The 21886-nt window shown below is 44.9% G+C and carries 18 protein-coding genes and 1 pseudogene; 12 read left to right on the forward strand and 7 right to left on the reverse strand.

The window, feature by feature from the left end:
• Nucleotides 1–34: 34 nt before the first annotated feature.
• The 3 genes from BTO10_RS10950 to BTO10_RS10960 form a co-directional block, all read right to left on the reverse strand.
• Nucleotides 35–214 (reverse strand): hypothetical protein, encoded by a 180-nt coding sequence (locus BTO10_RS10950; protein ID WP_063523574.1) that lies wholly within the window; start codon nt 212–214, stop codon nt 35–37.
• A 98-nt stretch (nt 215–312) separates the two neighbouring features.
• Nucleotides 313–1647, reverse strand: coding sequence for a sigma-54-dependent transcriptional regulator (locus BTO10_RS10955; protein ID WP_105024543.1), 1335 nt, complete (start codon nt 1645–1647; stop codon nt 313–315).
• 114 nt (nt 1648–1761) lie between these two features.
• Nucleotides 1762–3555, reverse strand: coding sequence for a sensor histidine kinase (locus tag BTO10_RS10960; protein ID WP_105024544.1), 1794 nt, complete (start codon nt 3553–3555; stop codon nt 1762–1764).
• 162 nt (nt 3556–3717) lie between these two features.
• On the opposite strand from BTO10_RS10960, the pseudogene BTO10_RS23870 reads away from it, so the two are divergent.
• The 8 genes and pseudogenes from BTO10_RS23870 to BTO10_RS10995 all read left to right on the forward strand — a co-directional run.
• A pseudogene (locus BTO10_RS23870) lies at nt 3718–3900 on the forward strand (hypothetical protein); the annotation flags it as partial.
• A gap of 318 nt (nt 3901–4218) precedes the next feature.
• Nucleotides 4219–5517, forward strand: coding sequence for a trigger factor (gene tig, locus BTO10_RS10965; protein ID WP_004739926.1), 1299 nt, complete (start codon nt 4219–4221; stop codon nt 5515–5517).
• Between the two features lie 105 nt (nt 5518–5622).
• The gene (gene clpP, locus BTO10_RS10970; protein ID WP_105024545.1) at nt 5623–6249 is read left to right on the forward strand and encodes an ATP-dependent Clp endopeptidase proteolytic subunit ClpP; all 627 of its coding nucleotides are present in this window, start codon (nt 5623–5625) and stop codon (nt 6247–6249) included.
• 82 nt (nt 6250–6331) lie between these two features.
• Entirely contained in the window at nt 6332–7612 is a 1281-nt protein-coding gene (clpX, locus tag BTO10_RS10975) for an ATP-dependent protease ATP-binding subunit ClpX (RefSeq protein WP_008220631.1), read from the forward strand.
• A gap of 132 nt (nt 7613–7744) precedes the next feature.
• On the forward strand, nt 7745–10096 hold the full coding sequence (lon, locus tag BTO10_RS10980) for an endopeptidase La (protein ID WP_105024546.1): 2352 nt from the start codon (nt 7745–7747) through the stop codon (nt 10094–10096).
• 169 nt (nt 10097–10265) lie between these two features.
• Nucleotides 10266–10559 carry an HU family DNA-binding protein gene (locus tag BTO10_RS10985; RefSeq protein WP_012604504.1) on the forward strand — a complete coding sequence of 98 codons (294 nt, stop codon included), beginning with the start codon at nt 10266–10268 and terminating at the stop codon, nt 10557–10559.
• Between the two features lie 220 nt (nt 10560–10779).
• Complete coding sequence (gene ppiD, locus BTO10_RS10990) at nt 10780–12645, forward strand: peptidylprolyl isomerase (protein ID WP_105024547.1); 1866 nt, start codon at nt 10780–10782, stop codon at nt 12643–12645.
• Nucleotides 12646–12824: 179 nt separating this feature from the next.
• Nucleotides 12825–13124, forward strand: a complete 300-nt coding sequence (locus BTO10_RS10995) for a ComEA family DNA-binding protein (RefSeq protein ID WP_105024548.1) — start codon at nt 12825–12827, stop codon at nt 13122–13124.
• Here the strand turns inward: BTO10_RS10995 and rrtA are convergent.
• Entirely contained in the window at nt 13121–13663 is a 543-nt protein-coding gene (gene rrtA, locus BTO10_RS11000) for a rhombosortase (protein WP_004739931.1), read from the reverse strand. The genes BTO10_RS10995 and rrtA overlap by 4 nt on opposite strands.
• 9 nt (nt 13664–13672) lie before the next feature.
• Between rrtA and BTO10_RS11005 the strand changes: the two genes are divergently transcribed.
• A complete protein-coding gene (locus BTO10_RS11005) occupies nt 13673–14272 on the forward strand; it encodes a tRNA-uridine aminocarboxypropyltransferase (protein ID WP_105024549.1) in 600 nt (199 codons plus the stop codon).
• A gap of 50 nt (nt 14273–14322) precedes the next feature.
• On the opposite strand, the gene BTO10_RS11010 is transcribed toward BTO10_RS11005, so the two are convergent.
• From BTO10_RS11010 to BTO10_RS11020, 3 genes are all read right to left on the reverse strand, one after another.
• The gene (locus BTO10_RS11010) at nt 14323–15666 is read right to left on the reverse strand and encodes an anti-phage deoxyguanosine triphosphatase (protein WP_105024550.1); all 1344 of its coding nucleotides are present in this window, start codon (nt 15664–15666) and stop codon (nt 14323–14325) included.
• A 55-nt stretch (nt 15667–15721) separates the two neighbouring features.
• Nucleotides 15722–16306, reverse strand: a complete 585-nt coding sequence (gene yfbR / locus BTO10_RS11015; RefSeq protein WP_004739934.1) for a 5'-deoxynucleotidase — start codon at nt 16304–16306, stop codon at nt 15722–15724.
• Nucleotides 16307–16477: 171 nt separating this feature from the next.
• The gene (locus tag BTO10_RS11020) at nt 16478–17710 is read right to left on the reverse strand and encodes a pyridoxal phosphate-dependent aminotransferase (RefSeq protein ID WP_004739935.1); all 1233 of its coding nucleotides are present in this window, start codon (nt 17708–17710) and stop codon (nt 16478–16480) included.
• A 291-nt stretch (nt 17711–18001) separates the two neighbouring features.
• Between BTO10_RS11020 and BTO10_RS11025 the strand changes: the two genes are divergently transcribed.
• The 3 genes from BTO10_RS11025 to menH are packed head-to-tail and all read left to right on the forward strand — an operon-like array spanning nt 18002 to nt 21837.
• Nucleotides 18002–19309 (forward strand): isochorismate synthase, encoded by a 1308-nt coding sequence (locus BTO10_RS11025; protein WP_105025590.1) that lies wholly within the window; start codon nt 18002–18004, stop codon nt 19307–19309.
• On the forward strand, nt 19306–21030 hold the full coding sequence (gene menD, locus BTO10_RS11030; RefSeq protein ID WP_105024551.1) for a 2-succinyl-5-enolpyruvyl-6-hydroxy-3-cyclohexene-1-carboxylic-acid synthase: 1725 nt from the start codon (nt 19306–19308) through the stop codon (nt 21028–21030). The genes BTO10_RS11025 and menD overlap by 4 nt, the downstream gene beginning before the upstream one ends.
• 9 nt (nt 21031–21039) lie before the next feature.
• Nucleotides 21040–21837 carry a 2-succinyl-6-hydroxy-2,4-cyclohexadiene-1-carboxylate synthase gene (gene menH, locus BTO10_RS11035; protein WP_004739938.1) on the forward strand — a complete coding sequence of 266 codons (798 nt, stop codon included), beginning with the start codon at nt 21040–21042 and terminating at the stop codon, nt 21835–21837.
• Nucleotides 21838–21886: the final 49 nt, after the last annotated feature.

Genomic DNA, 21886 nt, shown 5'->3' on the forward strand with positions numbered 1-21886 from the left:
TTTGCAGCCTTACCATCAATGAATAGATGAAAAGTTAAACCTTTTCATCTATTTTGTTGCCTGGATCACGACGAGAGGTTTTGTTTCTTCTGTCGTAACCTTTCCAACGAACGTTACTTTTTCGTCGCTCGCGCCCCGAACGCTTCTCTTCTTCGTAATGCCCATCGATCAAAACGGTATCGGATATCGCAGGAACTGTTGTTTTCTCGTTCATGACCTAACTGTATTTGTGTTGTTAATTAGATAATGAAAGTATGGTTGAGCTGATGCATCTCTGCCAACTTAGAGCCTAAATCTGCAGAAGGTCGTTCATTACTTAAAATCGTCTTTGTCGATGTGGTAGCGTTGCATCTTGTCGTAGAGCGTTTTACGCGGTACGTTAAGCAGCTCCATTGTTAGCTTGATACTGCCTTCGTTATCGCTCAAAGCTTGCTCAATGACGGACTTTTCAAACCTTGCGACCTGATCAGCGAGGCTAGGACAGCATTCCTGTTCAACCGTATCTCCCAGCTGTGCAAGTTTACCAAGTAAGATAAAGCGTTCAGCGGTATTCCTCAGTTCTCGTACGTTTCCCGGCCAGTCATGGGTGATGAGCTTGTGAAGGTCGCTGCGTGGAAGTGCCTGTGCGGTTTTGCCATAGCGAGCTGCGGCAACCAGTAAAAAGTGGTGGAAGAGGGTAGCGATATCCTCTTTACGGCTACGAAGTGGCGGCAAATCAAGAGTTACAACATTAAGACGATAGTAGAGGTCTTGTCTAAAAGTGCCTTCCGTAGCGGCTCTCTTAAGGTCTACTTTGGTAGCAGCAATGACGCGTATATCCAAAGGGAGTAACTGGTTAGATCCAATGCGTTCAATCACTCGCTCTTGTAACACGCGCAGCAGGCGTATCTGTGCTTGCATCGGCATGGACTCTATTTCATCCAAGAACAGGGTTCCACCTTGAGCAAACTCAAACTTACCCACTCGTTTACTCTCTGCACCTGTGAATGCACCTTTTTCATGGCCGTAGAGCTCACTCTCAATTAGGTTTTCAGGAACGGCGCCACAGTTTACAGCGACAAAGTTTTGTTCTCTGCGGCTGCTTTGCTCATGTAGGGAGCGTGCGACCAGCTCTTTACCTGTGCCTGTCTCGCCAAATAACAAGATATCGGCGTTGGTGTCGGCGACATGGGTAATCACAGAGCGAAGCTCAGTCATGGACTGACTATCACCAATGATTCTTGGCCCAAGGGTTTTACTGGCTTTGAGTGAGCGTTTTAGCTCGAGGTTTTCCAAGGTAAGCTGGCGCTTTTCAATGGCGCGTTTGGTGGTCTCTATCAAGCGCTCATTGGTAAAAGGTTTCTCGATAAAATCGTAGGCACCGTCTTGAATCGCTTGTACTGCCATCGAGATGTCACCGTGCCCTGTGATCATGATGACGGGAATCTCTGTGTCTTTATGCATTACAGTGTTGAGCAAGTCATGGCCAGAGATACCGGGTAGACAGATATCGGTAATGATCACATGAGGTAACCCGTTGTCTTGAATCGCGAGCAAAGCTGATTCCGCATCGGGAAAGAATTCGGCGTTAATATCCGCGAGCTCAAAACTCTGCTCAATCGCTATTCTTAGGTCAGATTCATCATCAATGAAGTAGACGTGACACATAGTTATTCCTTTAATTTTCCATAACTGATTATCGCTGAGTTCATATGCTAGGCCGTAAGTCTGCGGGTTAGCCTCAGTCTATTGTTTTTGTCTTTGATGTTCTTGTTCTTTCTATTACAAAACAAGCGGTAACTCTATGCTAAATCGAGCACCACCTTGTGGACTGGTTCCTGTAGTGAGCTTGCCGTTAATCCCACTGATGATTTGCTGAGATATCGATAAACCTAACCCAAGTCCGTTCTTCTTTGTCGTGTGGAAAGGTTCGAAAAAGTTACCGTTTGATGAAGACGTAAAGCCAGGCCCGTTGTCATCGATGTGAATCAGTAGCGTGTTATCTTGAGCCTCATCCGTTTCTTTGATTTCTAACAATATGGCTAATTGCTTATCGTCTTGGCTTTCCATTGCCTGAACGGCATTGGTGAGCAAGTTGATAATCACCTGTTCCAGTTGAATGGCGTTAGCGAGTACACAGGCATCAAAGGTTTCAGGTAGCTCATTAAGATTAACTCGCTCGCTTTTGAATTGTGGCTTCATCAGCTCTTTAGAAGAGTGAATAACAGGCAGTATTTGTAAGGTATGCAGCTCTTCGGCGGTCGACTTTTTAGCAAATGAACGAAGCTGGTGGCTGATTTTCGCCATGCGATCGGTGAGTGCTGATATCCTAGACAAGTTGTTATCGACTCGATCTATTTTCTCTTTAGCCAGAAACAGTCGCCCATTGTCGGCGTAGCTGCGAATGGCCGCGAGAGGGTTATTCAACTCGTGGCTAATACTGGCTGACATCTGCCCTAATACCGCTAGCTTGGCTGCTTGAATGAGCTCGTCTTGGGTGTGTCTCAATACTCGCTCGGTCTCGATACGTTGCTTGATCTCTCCATGCAACTCCGAGGTTCTTTCGAGTACTTGAAACTCTAGCTTTTGGTTAGCTTCAGACTGTAGTCGGTCTATCTGAGCGCGTCGGTGTTGGCGATGGAGGTTAAGCTGGATGACCAGATAAATGATCGCGAATACTAAGTTCAATACCACCATGTAGGCGACCAAATCCCACCAAACCAAGTGTGTAGGAGAGAAGACCCTGACCGTTAATCCAGGATCAGGTAGAAAGCGTGAAGAGGTGAAAAACTTTTCTCTAACTAAAGGATGAGATGAACGAATGCTGCTGGTTACGTCCTCTAGATCGCCAGAGAAGTGGAGGCTTTCAATTTGGGTATCGAGATATTGCTGGTTCTCCCGAATGCGAGCTTGTTGTGCACCATCGAGAGGCTGAAGACTTTTGAATAGCCATTCAGGATTGCTCGACATAAATATGATCTGGTCTTTATCATCCGCGACAAAAAAGCTCTGTTTACCTTGCCAGCTTGCTTCTATCGAAGATAAATCCATTTTTACCACAATAACACCGATGATTTCAGCAGCATAAGAGACCGGATATGAGTAATAGTAGCCTCTCTTTCCTGAAGTTGAACCTAAAGCAAAGTACTGCTTTTCATGCCCTTGAATGGCTTGTTGGTAATAAGGACGGAATGCAAAGTTACGCCCAACAAAAGAATGTTTTAGATTCCAGTTACTGGCTGCGATAGTGGTACCTATGCTATCCAACAAATAGGTGTCAGACGCCTGAATCACAGTGTTGACGTGCTCTAGATAGCGATTGGTGAGTTCTATTTGAGCAGTGTTGCTTGGTGAGTGCAGGGCATCAACCAGCTCTTTATCCTTCGAAAGCAGCTCAGGGATATGAGCGAACTTATCCAATTGACTGGCAATGTGAACGGAAAAGCGGTCTAAGTTAGATTGGTGATCATTTAACAAACTTTGATGGCTCGTATTCCATACCCAGTGACCACCAAGGATCATCAAAACGCTGTAGGCGATCAATAACAGGATACGAATTCTCGAAGCTTGAAACATGCTGGTTCTCCGCTAAATCAGGGCGACAATATAAAACTTGCTTTCTCTCATTCATCACAGCAATTAGCGGTAGTTTTTGCTGAAAATAGAGAGCCAGCAGATGGAGTTAGGTTAAGGCTTTGTAACGGAGATTGTTGAAAAAGTTATCGACTCTGAGGGGTAAAACAAGAGCAAGATCTCTTTTTAAGGTTTTTAGCAAAAAAAGCCCTCGATTCCCTTGAAAAAGTCGCTATTGTCCCCATTTCTGTTGTGCTAAGTGATGTTCTGAACGTTTTTGTATCATTTAGTTGGACGAATTTAGAGCATTCATCATCAAGCAGAGGTGAACGGCTCGACAGAGATTAAACAGATCGCTAGAATGTCGCGTCTAAAATTTCTGTCCTGAGGCTAATCGGAGATACCTTTCTTGTTTCCGAAAACAAGCTTCGCTGCTTTTTATTAGTGAGTGAAAACTGAGCTTTTAACAAGTATGTGAAGATGAAGATATCGCTGATTAGTCTGGTGTTTGGTTGAATGATCAATTCAAACATCAATGCTCGATTTTAAATTAGGTGTTCGGATAGAGCACTACACAAGGATGCAGCCAACAACGTCGGCTTTTGAATTAAAGCTAAGTTACGGCTCATATGCTCAGATTACTGAGCCAGTTTTGAGGTTTATATAATGCAAGTTACTGTTGAAACGCTAGAAGGCCTAGAGCGCCGTCTTAATATTACTGTTCCTGCTGCTAACATCGAAGATGCAGTTACAGCTGAACTACGCAACATCGCGAAAAACCGTCGTTTCGATGGTTTCCGTAAAGGCAAAGTGCCAATGAAGATGGTTGCTAAAATGTACGGCAAAGCAGTACGTCAAGACGTGATGGGCGAAGTAATGCAACGTCACTTCATCGAAGCGATCGTTAAAGAGAAAATCAACCCAGCTGGCGCACCAACTTTCGCACCAGTTGAAAACAACGAAGGCGCTGACCTAGTATTCAACGCAACTTTTGAAGTTTACCCAGAAGTGGAGCTGAAAGGTCTAGAAAACATCACTGTTGAGAAGCCAGCAGTAGAAGTTAAAGACGCAGACGTTGAAGAGATGATCGAAACTCTACGTAAGCAACAAGCAACTTGGACTGAAGTTGACACTGCAGCTGACGCTGGTTCTCGTGCAACTATCGACTTCGTTGGTTCTATCGACGGTGAAGAGTTCGAAGGCGGTAAAGCTGAGAACTTCCCACTAGAGATGGGCGCTGGTCGCATGATCCCTGGTTTTGAAGACGGTATCGTTGGTAAAACAGCAGGTATGGAATTCGAAATCGACGTAAACTTCCCAGAAGATTACCACGCTGAAAACCTAAAAGGTAAAGCAGCTAAGTTTGCAATCAAAGTAAACAAAGTTGAAGCTCGTGAACTTCCAGAACTTAACGAAGAATTCGTTGCTAAGTTCGGTGCAACTGACGGCGTTGAAGGTCTTAAAGCTGAAGTTCGTAAGAACATGGAGCGTGAGCTTAAGCAAGCTGTTAAGAACCGCATCAAAGAGCAAGCTATCGATGGTCTAGTTAACGAAAACAACATCGACGTACCTTCAGCTCTAATCGATCAAGAGATCGGTGTTCTACGTCAACAAGCTGCTCAACGTTTCGGTGGCAACACTGAAGCTGCTGACCAACTTCCACGTGAGCTGTTCGAAGAGCAAGCTAAACGTCGCGTAGTTGTAGGTCTTCTACTTGGTGAAGTAATCAAGACTGAAGAGCTAAAAGCTGACGACGAGAAAGTTAAAGCTATCATCGAAGAGATGGCTACAGCATACGAAGATCCATCTGAAGTTATTGCTTACTACGAGCAAAACGAGCAAATGATGAACAACATGCGCAATGTTGCTCTAGAAGAGCAAGCTATTGATGCAATCATCGCTAAAGCTCAAGTTTCTGATAAAGAAGTTAGCTTCAACGAGCTAATGAATCAGCAACCTGCTTAATATAGTAATATCTGACGTAGAAGGTTGACGTACGGTCAACAATTCTGCTAACAATGGTCCGTATGATTTTATCATTCGGGCCATTTATTTTAGGGACATAAGAATATGAGCTACCAAGAAAAAAATACAATGCCATCGATTATGGACGCACTAGTTCCTATGGTGGTTGAACAGACTTCCCGTGGTGAACGTTCTTACGATATTTATTCTCGTCTATTAAAAGAACGAATCATTTTCTTAACAGGTCAAGTGGAAGACCACATGGCAAATCTTGTCGTGGCTCAACTGCTTTTCTTGGAATCTGAAAACCCAGACAAAGATATCTACCTTTACATCAACTCGCCGGGCGGTAGCGTAACAGCTGGTATGTCAATCTACGACACAATGCAGTTCATCAAGCCAAACGTGAGCACAGTATGTATTGGGCAAGCTTGTTCTATGGGTGCATTCTTACTAGCGGGTGGTACTCCAGGTAAGCGTCACGTGCTTCCAAACTCACGCGTAATGATTCACCAACCACTTGGCGGTTTCCAAGGCCAAGCGTCTGATATTCAGATTCACGCGCAAGAGATCCTAACGATCAAACAGAAGCTAAACAAACTATTGGCAGAGCACACTGGTCAGCCTCTAGAAGTTGTTGAGCGTGATACAGATCGTGACAATTTCATGTCTGCTGATCAAGCAGTAGAATACGGTTTAGTGGATTCAGTTCTTAATCACCGCGGTCAATAATTGCAGGGCAATTGTTTGACGCAAAGTGATGCAAATTGATATACACTCAAACCATAGAGAGTAAAGGCTAAGAGGTTAGCGAATGACAGATAAAAGCAAAGAGGGTGGTAGCGGTAAACTGCTTTACTGCTCTTTCTGTGGCAAAAGCCAGCACGAAGTTCGCAAGTTAATCGCAGGTCCTTCTGTTTACATTTGTGATGAATGTGTCGATCTTTGTAACGACATTATTCGTGAAGAAATCAAAGATGTTCTTCCTAAGAAAGAATCTGAATCGCTGCCAACGCCGCGTGAGATTCGTGAGCACCTTGATGACTATGTAATCGGTCAAGAATACGCGAAAAAAGTGCTAGCAGTTGCAGTATATAACCACTACAAGCGTTTACGTAATGGTGATACGACAGCTGAAGGCGTAGAACTAGGTAAGAGTAACATTCTTCTTATCGGTCCTACTGGTAGTGGTAAAACGCTACTGGCTGAAACACTGGCTCGTTTCCTAGACGTTCCGTTCACAATGGCAGACGCAACTACACTAACCGAAGCAGGTTACGTGGGTGAAGATGTTGAAAACATCATCCAGAAGTTGCTTCAGAAATGTGATTACGACGTAGCGAAAGCGGAACGCGGCATTGTTTACATCGATGAAATCGATAAGATTTCTCGTAAAGCTGAAAACCCATCAATCACGCGTGACGTGTCTGGTGAAGGTGTACAGCAAGCTCTACTAAAACTTGTTGAAGGTACAGTTGCTTCTGTTCCACCACAAGGTGGTCGTAAGCATCCACAACAAGAGTTCTTGCAAGTAGACACGTCTAAGATCCTATTTATCTGTGGTGGTGCATTTGCCGGCCTAGATAAAGTGATTGAACAGCGTGTAGAAACAGGTTCAGGTATCGGTTTTGGCGCTGAAGTGCGTTCAAAAGATGAAACCAAAACGATTGGTGAACTGTTCACTCAAGTAGAACCTGAAGATCTAGTGAAGTATGGTCTAATTCCAGAATTCATTGGTCGTCTACCTGTTACAACAACACTGACAGAGCTTGATGAAGAAGCGCTAATCCAAATCCTTTGTGAGCCGAAGAATGCACTGACTAAACAGTACGCAGCATTATTTGAGCTAGAGGATACAGAACTAGAATTCCGCGAAGACGCGTTACGTGCGATTGCTAAGAAAGCGATGAGCCGTAAAACGGGTGCTCGTGGTCTACGTTCTATCTTGGAGGGTGTTCTACTAGAAACTATGTACGAACTGCCATCTTCAACTGATGTAAGCAAAGTTGTGATTGATGAGTCGGTAATCAATGGTGAGTCAGAACCACTGTTGATTTACAGCAACTCAGACAATCAAGCAGCTGTTGCAGAGTAGGTCTTTTTTAGACAAGTCGCTCAAATTGAAAAAGGAGGTAAGCAATTACCTCCTTTTTTTTATTCTTCCATTGAATCCAGTCGTTTAAGCCCCATATACTGCTTTATAAGTTAAAGCGGAAGAGAGAAATATATGAACTTGGAACGTTCCGAGCGTATCGAAATCCCCGTGCTACCTCTACGTGATGTAGTGGTTTACCCACACATGGTTATTCCATTGTTTGTTGGTCGTGAAAAATCGATTACTTGCCTAGAGTCGGCAATGGAAGCTAACAAACAAGTACTACTTGTTGCGCAGAAAGAAGCGGACACTGATGAGCCTTCAATTGACGACCTATTTAAAGTAGGTACCGTCGCTACCATTCTTCAGTTACTTAAGCTCCCTGATGGTACGGTTAAAGTACTTGTTGAAGGTCAGCAACGTGCAAAAATTCATGAGTTCAAAGAGAGTGAGTTTTTCCTAGCGGATGCCGAATACGTTGTTACCTCAGAACTTGACGAAAAAGAACAAGAAGTGGTTGTTCGCAGCGCGATCAATCAATTCGAAGGCTTTATTAAGCTAAACAAAAAGATTCCACCAGAGGTTCTAACCTCTCTGAACGGGATTGATGAAGCAGCTCGTCTTGCAGATACCATCGCAGCACACATGCCACTTAAACTGGTAGACAAACAGCACGTACTAGAGATTCTAGATGTGACTGAGCGTCTAGAGTTCCTGATGGGCCAAATGGAATCAGAGATTGATATCCTGCAGGTTGAAAAACGCATCCGTGGCCGTGTTAAGAAGCAGATGGAAAAATCTCAGCGTGAGTACTACCTGAATGAGCAAATGAAAGCGATTCAGAAAGAACTTGGCGAGATGGACGACGCTCCAGACGAATTCGAGACTCTGAAGAAGAAGATCGAAGAGTCAAAAATGCCTCAAGAAGCTCGTGAAAAAACCGAGCAAGAACTGCAAAAACTAAAAATGATGTCGCCAATGTCTGCTGAAGCAACAGTAGTACGCAGCTACATCGATTGGATGGTTGGCGTTCCCTGGGCTAAGCGCTCAAAAGTTAAGAAGAATCTAGCGAAAGCGGAAGAGATCTTAAACGAAGACCACTACGGTCTAGAACGTGTTAAAGAACGTATTCTTGAGTACTTGGCGGTGCAGAACCGTATCAATAAGCTGAAAGGTCCAATCCTTTGTCTTGTTGGTCCTCCAGGTGTGGGTAAAACGTCACTAGGTCGCTCTATCGCGGCTGCTACAGGTCGTAAGTACACGCGTATGGCACTAGGTGGCGTTCGTGATGAAGCTGAGATTCGTGGTCACCGTCGTACCTACATTGGTTCTCTTCCGGGTAAATTAATCCAGAAGATGTCTAAAGTTGGTGTTAAGAACCCACTGTTCTTATTAGATGAAATCGACAAGATGTCTTCTGATATGCGTGGCGACCCATCTTCAGCCCTACTAGAAGTACTCGACCCAGAGCAAAACAACGCGTTTAACGATCACTACCTAGAAGTAGATTACGATCTGTCAGACGTTATGTTTGTTGCGACTTCTAACTCGATGGACATTCCTGGCCCACTACTGGACCGTATGGAAGTGATTCGTCTGTCTGGTTACACAGAAGATGAAAAGCTGAATATCGCTAAGCGTCACCTTGTTGATAAGCAAGTGAAACGCAACGGTCTTAAGGCAAACGAGATTATTATCGAAGATTCTGCAATCATCGGTATTATCCGTTACTACACACGTGAAGCGGGTGTACGTAGCCTAGAGCGTGAAATCTCTAAGATCTGCCGTAAAGCGGTTAAAAACATCCTGCTAGACAGCGATCTTAAGTCTGTGACTGTTACTATGGATAACCTAAAAGAGTACTTAGGTGTTCAGCGTCACGACTTCGGTAAAGCGGATGAGAGCAACCGTATTGGTCAAGTAACAGGCCTAGCGTGGACTCAAGTTGGTGGCGATCTGCTAACTATCGAAACCGAAGCAATGCCGGGTAAAGGTAAACTAACGCAAACCGGTTCTCTTGGCGATGTGATGAAAGAGTCGATTCAAGCTGCGATGACCGTGGTTCGTTCTCGTGCTGAAAAACTGGGTATCAACTCAGATTTCTACGAGAAGCGTGATATTCACGTTCACGTACCAGAAGGTGCAACACCGAAAGATGGTCCAAGTGCGGGTATCGCGATGTGTACTGCACTTGTCTCTAGCTTAACGGGTAATCCGGTGAAAGCAGAGGTTGGTATGACTGGTGAAATTACCCTTCGCGGTGAAGTTTTACCTATCGGTGGCTTGAAAGAAAAACTGCTTGCTGCGCACCGTGGTGGCATCAAAACAGTACTGATTCCGAAAGACAACGAGCGTGATTTGGAGGAGATTCCAGACAACGTAATCGCTGACTTGAAGGTGATCCCGGTTCAGTGGATTGATGAAGTACTGAAAGTCGCGCTAGAACGAGATCCGTCAGGGGTCGAGTTTGACGTGAAAAAATAGTGATGCATAGCAAAAATAAGTAAAGAATTACGCTGATAGGCCCGAAAAGGCTTGTCAGCGTTTTTTTTGGACGCTAAGTTATTGATCAAAGCGGCAGCCCTTTTGCAATAAGGCTTGCGGCTAAATTAAAACCAAAATGGAACGTACAGTCATCGAGAAGTAGTCACAGATGACACATAGGGGAAAAACAGTGAATAAAACACAACTAGTAGAATCAATCGCAGAAAACGCAGACATCTCTAAAGCTTCAGCTGGCCGTGCTCTAGACGCATTCATCGAAGCAGTTGGTACAACGTTACAATCAGGCGATCAAGTTGCACTTGTTGGCTTTGGTACTTTCAGTGTTCGTACTCGTGCAGCTCGTACAGGTCGTAACCCAAAAACTGGTGAAGAGATCCAAATTGCAGAAGCTAAAGTACCTGGCTTCAAAGCGGGTAAAGCACTTAAAGACGCATGTAACTAATTTCTATTGCTGAAACCTCTATTTGAAAGAGGGGAAGGCAGTAAAATGCGTTTACTGTTTGAAAAATGATGTTTCATTCTTAAACAGTATATGTGCGAAGCACATTGAACTAATTTAAATTATGCGCATCCTACTGATGCGCATTTCTTTTTCTGATAATATCGCGTGAATAGATTTTTATTTTGAAGCCAATGCTTCATATCCGGAGAGCACTTAAATTATGATGGATCGATTACGCGAAGGCGTGAATAGCATCGCGGTAAAAATTATCCTTGGGTTGATTATCCTGTCATTCGTATTCGCAGGTGTAGGCAGCTACATCACCGGTGGCGGTAACAACGCAGCAGCTAAAGTTGGCAATACAGAAATCGGTCGTGGTGAGTTCGAACAAGCTTACCAAAACGAACGTAATCGAATGCAATCTCAGCTTGGCGATTACTTTGCTCAAATGCTTGCAGACCCTGCATACGTAGAGTCTTTCCGTAAATCAGTACTTGATCGCATGATCAACGACGTTCTACTTGAGCAGCAAGCAGAGTCTCTAGGCCTACGAATCAGTGATTCTCAAATCCGTACAATGATTCTAGAAATGCCACAGTTCCAAACTGCGGGTCAATTCGACCAAGAAGTTTACCAAGCAGCACTACGTCGTGCAGGTTTCAGCGCAGAAAGCTTCGCTGAATACATGCGTCGTGACCTAATGCGTAACCAGCTTGTAACGGCACTTCAAGGCAGTGAGTTTGTTCTTCAAGGCGAAATCGACACGCAAAGCAAGCTAATTGCACAGACTCGTGATATTCGCACAGTAACTCTTTCTGTTGCTGACCTTGCGAAAAACGTTGAGCTAACTGATGAGCAAATCGAACAGTACTACACTGAAAACCCTCTAGCGTACACTCGCCCAGAGCAAGCTAAAGTGTCTTACATTGAACTTTCTGCTGAAGCACTTAAGTCTCAGCTTGAAGTAAGCGACGAAGAAGCACAAAAATACTACCAAGAGCACTTAGACAAGTACTCAACGGCAGAGCAACGTAAAGTTAGCCACATCCTTGTTGAAGGCGACGACGAAGCGAAAGCGCAAGCGATCCTAGACGAGCTAAACGCAGGCGCTGATTTTGCTACGCTAGCGGAAGAGAAATCTGACGACTTCGGCAGTGCAGATGTTGGTGGTGACTTAGGTTGGATCGAACGCGATGTTATGGACCCAGCATTCGAAGACGCAGCTTTCGCACTTCAGAACGTTGGTGATACTACTGGTTTGGTTAAGTCTGATTTCGGCTACCACATCATCAAGTTAAACGAACTAAAAGCGCCTGAATCTCAGCCATACGCAGAAGTAGCATCTGAGATTAAGCAAGAACTTCTAGACCAACACGCAGTAGACCAGTTCTACGAAATGCAAACTGAGCTAGAAAAAGTAGCGTTTGAATTCCCTGACTCACTAGATGACTCTGCAGAAGCTATCAACGCTAAGATCACAACAACAGATTTCATCTCTCAAGTAGATGCACCTGAAGTGTTGAAGACGCCTGCAGTAATGCAAGCTATCTTGAGCCCTGAAGTGAAAGAAGATGGCCTAAACTCTGAAGTTATCGAAGTGGCTCCTGAGCACGTAATCGTTGTACGTGTTGAAGAGACTCGTGATGAGACAGTTCTTCCTCTTCAAGAAGTGAAAGATCAAGTTGTGGCTGCACTATCTGCTGTAAAAGCGGAAGAGCAAGCTGTTGAGCTAGGTGTTTCTCTAGTTAATGACCTTAAAGCTGGTAACGAAGCAGTACTAGCGGAAAACAACCTTGAGTTCACAGAGCTTGAGACTATTGACCGTAACTCTCCACTAGCTGCGTCTGTGTTCGCTCTAGCGAAGCCAGAAGAAGGCAAAGTGGTATTCGGCCAGTCTAAAGACCAAAACGGCAACATCGTTGTTGTAGAGCTGTCTAAAGTAACGGCTGAAATTAACCCTGCATACAGCACTCAAATTGGTGCTCAGTTGGAGCGTGTTGGTAACCAGCAAGATCTGACTAATGTATTAAACGTACTACGTAAAAACGCAGACGTTGAATACTACGTTGTAGGCCAAGGTCAATAATCATCAATTGTCTCGCTAGTTGAACTCCAAAACAGATTTGTGAGCCAACAAGCAAGCTGATGAAAATAAGATGTATAACAAAGCGGGTCACTTAGGTGGCCCGCTTTATTTTTATCTGGTGATCATGTTATCTCTTGCTGCAAACGCATAAGTTACCTTTTTTCACAAAGGAATGGATTATGCGTACTTTATATTCAACACTACTTCTTTCATTTTTGATTTTCTTAAGCCCTACAGCATTTGCAGACAGCCCAACCAAGGCTGAGCTTTATGATGGCATTGAGATTACGGTAAACATTAATACCGCGACCGCAGAGGAATTATCAGCGTTACTGGTAGGCGTGGGCGATAAGAAAGCTAAAGATATTGTCGACTACAGAACTGAGCACGGCGCGTTTGCGAGTGCTGACGACTTGGTGAGTGTGAAAGGGATTGGTGAGGCTACGGTTGAAAAGAATCGCGAAAGGATACAACTTTAGTTCGCTTTTTTACCCATTAAAAATGAAATGATAGCCATGGAGCCGCCTGTCAGTGTACCTGCTAGGTGGGCTTCAATAGCCACTCTCGCGTTAATCAGTTCACCGGTCGTGCTAGAAGGACCAACAAGCTGTTCCCAAGCGATTTTAGCGACTAATCCTAATACTAACAGCCAACTCGATTTCCTGCCGTTTAACGCCTCTCTGAGAGCGAATAAACCAAACAATCCATGCAGCGTTCCCGATAAGCCTACATAGACTTGAATACTTGAAAGTAGCAGAGCCAATCCAGTAACTAAACTGATCAGAATTAACGCGGAGATAAGTTGTTTTCGTGTCGGTTGAAACAGATAGCTGATGATCCATAAGCCCGCAAGATTCATAAGCAGGTGTGAGTAGTTGGTATGTGAAAAGTTTCCTGTTAGGATCCGCCACCATTGTCCATCGACAATCGCACTTTTATCCCAAATGACCCAAGCTTGCACGGGCTCTAGTTGGAATATGACGCATAAAAGTGAAGTGAAAATTAAAACAGGGTACACATTACATCCATGTCTCGTTATTGCCCCCAATGCAGCAAGGCTTTGAAAGCTTGTATTTGTCAGTGGGTTACACCACTAGAGTCGAACGTTGAGCTTATCATTCTTCAGCACCCATCAGAAGAGCATCGTCCGATGGGAACCGCGCGTATCCTCTCGTTATCTTTAAAAAACAGCGTGACGATTGTCGGCGAAGATTTTTCAGACAATGAGCGACTGAATGCATTACTGGCTGATGAGCAATATCAGCACGTGATTTTGTACCCGAGTGAACACTCTGTGCCTGTCGAGTCTGTAACAAGCCCTAATAAAAAGCTGCGTGTGATTCTACTGGATGGCACTTGGAAAAAGGCATTCAAGATATGGCAAGTGTCTAGCAACTTGCATGCGCTAAGCACAGTACACCTACCAAAAGATCTCAAAGGTAATTACCGAATCCGTAAAGCGCCAAGCGAAAATAGCTTGTCGACGGTAGAAGCTGGGTACTATTTGTTGAGCTTGTTAGAAGGTGACCGAGATTTCAGCCCGCTGTTAACGGCATTTGACCAAATGATTCAGTTTCAAATCAATCAAATGCCGCCGGGTGTATTTGAGAAAAACTACTTAGCGTAATCTCACCAATACTTATCTAAGTTCGCTGAGTCTAAGTACTGCGATTACGTCTAGAACTCGGTATGTGCAGAAAACAACTGTTGGTGCATCTTCTGAGCAAGGTCATCGGTCATTGATGAGATGTAATCAGCAATTACGCGCATCTTTCTGGATCCATCTTGATGTTGTAGCCATTGCTTCTTGATTGGCAGTGGCAACAGGCGCTCAGGATCGGCGCTGAACGCTTCAAACATATCCATGATGATCTGCTGACCTTTGTACTCAATAACTTGAACCTGCGGCACTTGAATCACGAATTCGCTAACGAAGTGTTTTAGCTTATCGAGGGTGGCATCCATGCTGGGCTCCAAGACGGCATTGTAGGCAAGCAGTGCGTTCTCAAAACTTTCATCAACGGGCTTAATCGAGATACTCGTCAGTAGCGCGTTAACAATCCCACCAATGGCATCTTTTCTGCGGTATTGCTCGCCAGAAAACAACATCTCTGTGATGGAGTCTAGGTGCTCACAAATCCACGGATCAGCGACCTCTTTTAAATGCGGATAAGCAGATTCAACCCACTGCGCTTTAGTCACTGAACCAAGCACAATGGCATCTTCCAGATCATGCACGCCATAGGCGATGTCGTCCGCAAGCTCCATGATGGAACAGTCGAGTGACTTATACTTAGTCTTGTTATGTTCGAGTGGCTCTGTGTGCGACTTTCTCTTCTGTTTGAGAAGTTGTTGATCGTTAGCAGAAAGCGGCTCAAGTACCCAGTTGAAGAGTGCTTCGTCATGATCGTAGATACCTTTCGCGGGCATCCAATCTTTGGCTCGGAGTTGTCGCTGGTGCTTAACTGGCTCAGACTGCTCTTTTGCCTCAACCTCACTGAGTAGTGAAGGGTATTTGATCAGTCCCAATAGCGTACGTCGAGATAGATTCATCCCATGATGCTCAGTATAAGGCTCTAACTGCGTGACAATGCGAAACGTTTGGGCATTGCCTTCAAAGCCACCGTGTTCGCGCATCATGTAGTTGAGTGCAACTTCACCACCATGTCCATAAGGTGGGTGGCCGATGTCGTGAGCCAGGCATAAAGAATCAATTAGGCTATCGGAAGGCAGAAGGTCTCGAAACTCAGGTTGTTTTTTCTTGAGCTGCGCAACAATGCCCGTACCGAGCTGTGCCGCTTCTAACGAGTGGGTTAAGCGCGTGCGGTGAAAGTCATTAACTGTGGTGCCGTGCACTTGAGTTTTTGCTTGTAGTCGACGAAAAGCGGCAGAGTGAAGCACGCGCGCTCGGTCGCGCTGATAAGGGCTGCGGTGATCATCACGTCTTATTTTGTGTTCATCGTCATTTCGATGTTGCCACTCTTGTTCGAGTGCAAAAGAAGGTTCGAGTTGAGAATTCAAAATATCACCTATCAAATTGACTTTATTTAAGTAATTACAAGCAACTTATACCCAGCTAGCTTATCTCGTCTAGTGATAATTCAAAGCTTGGGGCAAAGGTGGTGAGAAAGTAGTCCATTTCAGGACTTTTGCGCTGTTCGAGAGTCTCTTCTAACCGACGTTTGGCTTGTTCATACTCATGGTTGCCAGCACTGAGCTCTTCTAAACATTTGAGATAAGCACAGATAGTGTCGGCTTGTTTTACGATGTTCTGCTCTTCTTTACTGGCGGTGCCGGAGATTAAGAAAGGCGCGAAGTCGTCTTGAAACTCCTCTGGCAGCATCGAAAGCAGTCTCTGCTCTGCGGCGGCTTCTATTTTCTTATACTCTTGGGCAATATCTGGATTGTAGTATTTGACAGGCGTTGGTAGGTCCCCAGTCAGTACTTCACTGGTGTCATGGTACATCCCGATTAGGGCAATGTGTTCTGGATTCAGCTTGCCATCAAACTTTTTGTTTTTGATAAGCGCCAAGGCATGGGCGACGAATGCGACCTGTAGACTATGTTCTGAAATATTCTCGCTTGAGACGGAGCGCATCAGAGGCCAGCGCTGGATAAGCTTCATACGTGCGAGGTGGGCGAAGAAATGGCTCTGTTTCATAAGTGTCCTATCTAGAGAGTGCTCCACTCGTACTTTTTGTTTGCCACAAACTGCACGAGACATCGGATACAAAAAAGGCTCCTAAACTGGAGCCTTTTAAGCATAGAAGTGAATGAATACAAGTTAAAGTCTTTTAAAACAGCAAATTGTAGCCATCTTTCTTTGTGATGATTAACCTTCGATAAGGTCGTCTTGATTGTAAGTCTGCAAGAAGCGCTCTAGGCGACCAATTGCGACTTCAAGGTCTTCAATATGTGGCAAAGTCACAATACGGAAGTGGTCAGGCTTAGGCCAGTTGAACCCAGTACCTTGTACTAACAGTACTTTTTCTTGCTTTAGGAAATCGAGTACGAACTTCTGATCGTCTTTGATGTTGTACATCTCGGTGTCGATTTTTGGGAACAGGTACATCGCGCCCTTTGGTTTTACACAAGAAACACCTGGGATCTTATTAATCAGTTCCCATGCTCGGTCACGTTGCTCAAGTAGGCGGCCGCCAGGCAGGATCAGTTCATTGATACTTTGATAGCCACCTAGTGCCGTTTGGATTGCGTGCTGCATTGGCACGTTGGCACACAAACGCATCGAGGCAAGCATTTCAAGACCTTCAACATAGCCCTTGGCTAAATGTTTGGGGCCCGTTAGGAACATCCACCCGCCACGGAAACCACAAACACGGTAAGCTTTAGATAGGCCGTTGAATGTTACCATCAGTACGTCTTCAGCAAGCGTTGCAACAGAGGTATGTACAGCACCGTCGTAAAGGACTTTGTCGTAAATCTCATCAGCGAAGATGATTAGGCCGTGTTCACGTGCAATCTCGACAACTTGAAGTAGGAAATCACGGCTGTAAACCGCACCTGTAGGGTTGTTCGGGTTGATAAGAACGATGCCGCGAGTCTTTGGAGAGATCTTTGCACGCATGTCATCCAGATCTGGATACCAGTCTGCATCTTCATCACACATGTAGTGAACCGGAGTACCACCAGAAAGCGCAACAGACGCTGTCCATAGAGGGTAATCTGGAGCGGGAACTAAGATTTCATCACCATTATCCAGTAGCGCTTGCATAGACATAACGATAAGCTCTGAAGCACCGTTACCAATGTAAACGTCTTCTACGTCAAGATTGCGTAGACCTTTTTTCTGGTAGTGTTGAACAACCGCTTTACGGGCTGAATAGATACCTTTTGAGTCACAGTAACCTTGAGATGTCGGCAGGTTACGGATTACGTCAACAAGGATTTCATCAGGGGCGTCAAAACCAAATGGGGCGGGGTTACCAATGTTAAGCTTTAGTATTTTATGCCCTTCTTCTTCCATGCGCTTAGCATGTTTGAGTACAGGCCCCCTGATTTCGTAGCATACGCTGTTGAGTTTTGACGACATCCCGATATTTTGCATTGCCGATTTCCTGAAATTAATTTAAATACTTTATTAAAGTACCGCAAAATGACGTTTGATAGAATAAAAATCTGATGAATGTCGCATTTCAGTGTCACGTTTGGTCTTTTTGTTGTCACCCTTCTCTAAGTTTTAATTCATCGCTTTTATGGTTATTGTCTAGAATGATAGAGGGGCTCGCTTAAAGTCACAGGAATTTTGAAAAGATATCGGACATTCTTGATCTAAGTGGGTGCTACACATAAATTATCAAACTAATATAATAAGAATTTAGATGTGAACGAGGTCGATTTGTCACATTTCCAGCAAACTATCTCAGCTTTGATTGAGCGAGTACAAAATGCCCAAGCAAGCGAAGTTCGTTGTGTTGAAGCTCTCACGCAAAAACCATCGTTTGCATTTATCGAATGGCTTCATGCTCAACCGCTCTTTCCTAAGTTCTACTGGCAGTCACGCGACATTCGTGAAGAGGTGGTTGCGCTTGGTCAGTTGCACACATTTTCAGATCCAGCACCCGCGTATGCGATTCTTGGTGAAGACCAACGAATTTGGGGTGGGCGTTCATTTGACGGTCACACTGAAAAAAATCGTCGTTGCATGGAGTCTTTCTTCTTTCTTCCTCATATAGAATTGCTCCGCTTTGACGACACTTGGTCGTTGGCCGTTAATTTATCGTCCGATCGCGTTGCGTCGATTAATGCTCTGAATAAGCTGGCTGTTGATGCTGCGATATTGGCTCCATTGTCTGCGCATATTGAACAGATTAACCACGTTCCAGAAAGAGAACAGTGGGGTGGTTTGGTTGAGAAGGTGCTTAAAGGCATTAGCGACGAAGAATATAAGAAAGTGGTTTTGGCACGCAAAACGACGCTAAAGCTTGATGCGCCTATTTGTGCTGCTCAACTACTTAAAGCGAGCTATCTGCAAAATCACCACAGCTTCCACTTTATGTTGGTACTGGATTCAAAGCACAGCTTTATTGGTTCGACGCCTGAGCGCCTATATAGTCGACATGGCACCGAGCTTGATACGGAAGCACTGGCTGGGACTATTGGTCGTGGCGAGAACGCGACTGAGGATATGGAGCTAGCCAACTGGCTTTCTCAAGACACTAAAAACCTCAATGAGAACCAATATGTGGTCGACGACATCATTGAGCGTCTCACGCCTCATTCACAATCCGTGCACGTAGAGAAAGAAGCGCGCCTTGTTCGTTTGCGTAAGGTGCAGCATCTAAAACGCAATATTCACGCGCAGCTTAATAATGGCGTTAATGGCGTTCAGTTACTTGCGGCTTTACAACCTACCGCAGCAGTCGCTGGTTTACCGCGTAAAGAAGCAATGGACTTCATTCTGGAACATGAACCGTTTGCTAGAGGCTGGTATGCCGGTTCTGTCGGTTATATCAGTCATCAACGAGCGGAATTCTGTGTGGCGATTCGAAGTGCATTGGTTGTAAACGATCAAGTACAGCTGTTTGCAGGCGCGGGGATCGTGCCCGGATCGGTAGCAGAGCACGAGTGGCAAGAACTGAATAAGAAGATGTCGACCTTACTTAGCCTGATTTCTGATCACCCACCATTGGGTGTGGCATCATGAGTCACGACCAAGCGGTATTAAACAGAGTTTGGTGTAACACATTACTTGAAGAGCTTGTCCGCAGCGGTGTTGAACATGTTTGCATCGCGCCTGGCTCTCGTTCAACACCACTAACACTCGAAGCTGAAGCCAACTCTAAGCTCACTTTACATACGCACTTTGATGAGCGCGGGCTTGGCTTTCTTGCTCTAGGTTTAGCAAAAGCCAGTAACAAGCCAGTTGCGGTGATTGTTACGTCCGGTACTGCTGTGGCTAACCTTCTACCAGCGACCGCTGAGTCTGGGTTAACGCGAGAAAAGCTAATCTTGCTGACCTCTGATCGACCGATTGATTTAGTCGATTGTGGTGCTAACCAAGCGATTCAGCAACAGGGTATCTTCTCTTCTCATGTTGAAACTGAGCTAAACCTGCCAAGCCCGACGACACAAGTTTCTTTGAATTGGCTGCTGACATCGATTGATCACACGCTGGCGAAACAACGCAGTGTTGGTGGTGCTATTCACATCAACTGTCCGTTCCCAGAGCCTCTTTATTCCGCTAATAGCGCTGAGATGTATGCGGGTTATACAAAGAGCGTGGCAGCTTGGAGAGCTTCAACCAGCCTTTACTCGAACACTTATTTACCGAGCCATTTAAACGCTCAGCCTGTTTCAGCAAGTGATTATGTCGCTTTTAAAGGCGCGGTGATTATTGGTTCTATCGAGAATGAAGCTGCAATTAAAGCCAAGCAATTTGCGTCAGCTTTGGGCTGGCCAGTTTTCTGTGACCCTCAATCGGGTGTCAGTAGTGACTGGAAACACTATGATCTGTGGATGCAAAGTGACGCAGCCAAAGCGCAGCTTAGTCAGTGTGATTTTATTATCCAGTTTGGTGAGCGCATCGTATCTAAGCGTCTTAACCAATGGGTAAAAGGACAAGCTTCCACATTTTGTTCATCGCAGTACATCGTTGTTTCACCAGATGTACATCGTATTAATCAAGATCATCTGCCTCAAACTCACATCGTCGCGGATATCGAATATTGGTTATCAGAGCAGCATCTACCGACGCTGTTGGGAGAACATGCTGGCTGGGCGGCACCTTTGGCTGAAGTCGCGAACATAGTTCAACAATTAGTATTGGCACAAATCTCTAATAATGATCAACTTACAGAGTTGAGTGTCGCCGTTGACTTGTCGTTTAGACTTAAAGGCAGAGAGTTATTTGTGGGAAATAGCTTGATGGTAAGGCTGGTGGATATGTTGTCATCAATATCTGCGACTCAAGTGTACAGCAACCGTGGTGCCTCGGGCATTGATGGCTTGGTGGCGACGGCTGCGGGCGTGGTGAAAGCTAACCAAACCCCTTTGATGATGCTGATTGGTGATACCTCTTTGTTGTACGATCTCAATTCGCTAGCGCTACTCACTCACAACACAACGCCAATGGTTATTATGGTCACCAATAACGATGGCGGGGCGATTTTTGATTTGTTGCCGGTACCTGAGCAACAAAAACAGGCACTTTATCAGATGCCTCATGGTTTCAGCTTTGAGCATGCCGCTGCACAATTCAAGATCGATTATGCTGCCCCTGAAACCCTTAACTGTTATCAAACGCTTATCGAAAAACATTTCGAACAAGGTCAAGGTACTTTGCTCGTGGAAGTTAAGACGCCTCCCGAACAAGCGTCTACTTTGTTGAAGCAATTCAGCTCAATGCTCACCGAGGCATTAGCCTAAGGACTATACATGCTTTACTCCAATTACTACCCAGCTGCGCAAGTACCTTCTGACAAACCTTTGCTTGTTTTTTTACATGGTTTACTCGGAAGCGGGGATGATTGGAGTGCATGCCACCCCTTCCTCGAAGATTTTCCTCGTCTTTGCATAGATTTACCTGGACACGGACAAAGCCGTTTTATCGATCCTGTAGGCTTTGAACACTGCTGCACCAAGATCGTTCAGTGCATCACTTCTCAGTTGGAGGAGAACGATCTTCCTGCAGATTATCCTATCGTGGTGATTGGCTACTCAATGGGAGGAAGGCTCGCCATGTATGGGGTGACAAGCCCTTGCTTTGAAACACTGAATCTTGAAAAAGTCATTATCGAAGGTGGTAACTTTGGCTTGGAGTGTGACGAAGAAAGAGCACAAAGGTTAGTGCATGATACGCAATGGGCCGTGCGCTTTGCACAGCAGTCGATTGAGGATGTTTTAGACGATTGGTATCAACAAAGCGTCTTTTCTTCACTAAATCATGAGCAAAGACAAACTTTGGTCATAAAGCGTAGTGGTAACCTTGGAGTATCCGTAGCAAATATGTTGTTATCTACTTCGTTAGCGAAGCAACCTGATTTACGTGCTACATTAAAATCTCATGAGCATCTTTTGCACTATGTATGTGGTGAAAAAGATCGTAAATTCATGGAGCTAGCTGAGAATAGTGGCTTTGAATATAGTCAGGTTGATTACGCTGGTCATAATGTTCATTTTGAACAACCAGAGATGTTTTCAAACTTGATTATCCAATGTATCGCCAGTCGTTGATGAACTGACTGAGCGTGTCTCTCGTATCAAGCGCTATGACAAGCAGAGC

Source organism: Vibrio chagasii (genome assembly GCF_002954585.1).
In the GTDB taxonomy this organism is placed as follows: Bacteria; Pseudomonadota; Gammaproteobacteria; order Enterobacterales; family Vibrionaceae; genus Vibrio; species Vibrio chagasii_A.

Excerpts from the sequence above, each read along its gene's own strand:
- BTO10_RS10950 (WP_063523574.1), bottom strand. The coding sequence starts at position 214 with ATGAACGAGAAAACAACAGTTCCTGCGATATCCGATACCGTTTTGATC.
- BTO10_RS10955 (WP_105024543.1), bottom strand. The coding sequence starts at position 1,647 with ATGTGTCACGTCTACTTCATTGATGATGAATCTGACCTAAGAATAGCG.
- BTO10_RS10960 (WP_105024544.1), bottom strand. The coding sequence starts at position 3,555 with ATGTTTCAAGCTTCGAGAATTCGTATCCTGTTATTGATCGCCTACAGC.
- tig (WP_004739926.1), top strand. The coding sequence starts at position 4,219 with ATGCAAGTTACTGTTGAAACGCTAGAAGGCCTAGAGCGCCGTCTTAAT.
- clpP (WP_105024545.1), top strand. The coding sequence starts at position 5,623 with ATGAGCTACCAAGAAAAAAATACAATGCCATCGATTATGGACGCACTA.
- clpX (WP_008220631.1), top strand. The coding sequence starts at position 6,332 with ATGACAGATAAAAGCAAAGAGGGTGGTAGCGGTAAACTGCTTTACTGC.
- lon (WP_105024546.1), top strand. The coding sequence starts at position 7,745 with ATGAACTTGGAACGTTCCGAGCGTATCGAAATCCCCGTGCTACCTCTA.
- BTO10_RS10985 (WP_012604504.1), top strand. The coding sequence starts at position 10,266 with ATGACACATAGGGGAAAAACAGTGAATAAAACACAACTAGTAGAATCA.
- ppiD (WP_105024547.1), top strand. The coding sequence starts at position 10,780 with ATGATGGATCGATTACGCGAAGGCGTGAATAGCATCGCGGTAAAAATT.
- BTO10_RS10995 (WP_105024548.1), top strand. The coding sequence starts at position 12,825 with ATGCGTACTTTATATTCAACACTACTTCTTTCATTTTTGATTTTCTTA.
- BTO10_RS11005 (WP_105024549.1), top strand. The coding sequence starts at position 13,673 with ATGTCTCGTTATTGCCCCCAATGCAGCAAGGCTTTGAAAGCTTGTATT.
- yfbR (WP_004739934.1), bottom strand. The coding sequence starts at position 16,306 with ATGAAACAGAGCCATTTCTTCGCCCACCTCGCACGTATGAAGCTTATC.
- BTO10_RS11020 (WP_004739935.1), bottom strand. The coding sequence starts at position 17,710 with ATGCAAAATATCGGGATGTCGTCAAAACTCAACAGCGTATGCTACGAA.
- menD (WP_105024551.1), top strand. The coding sequence starts at position 19,306 with ATGAGTCACGACCAAGCGGTATTAAACAGAGTTTGGTGTAACACATTA.
- menH (WP_004739938.1), top strand. The coding sequence starts at position 21,040 with ATGCTTTACTCCAATTACTACCCAGCTGCGCAAGTACCTTCTGACAAA.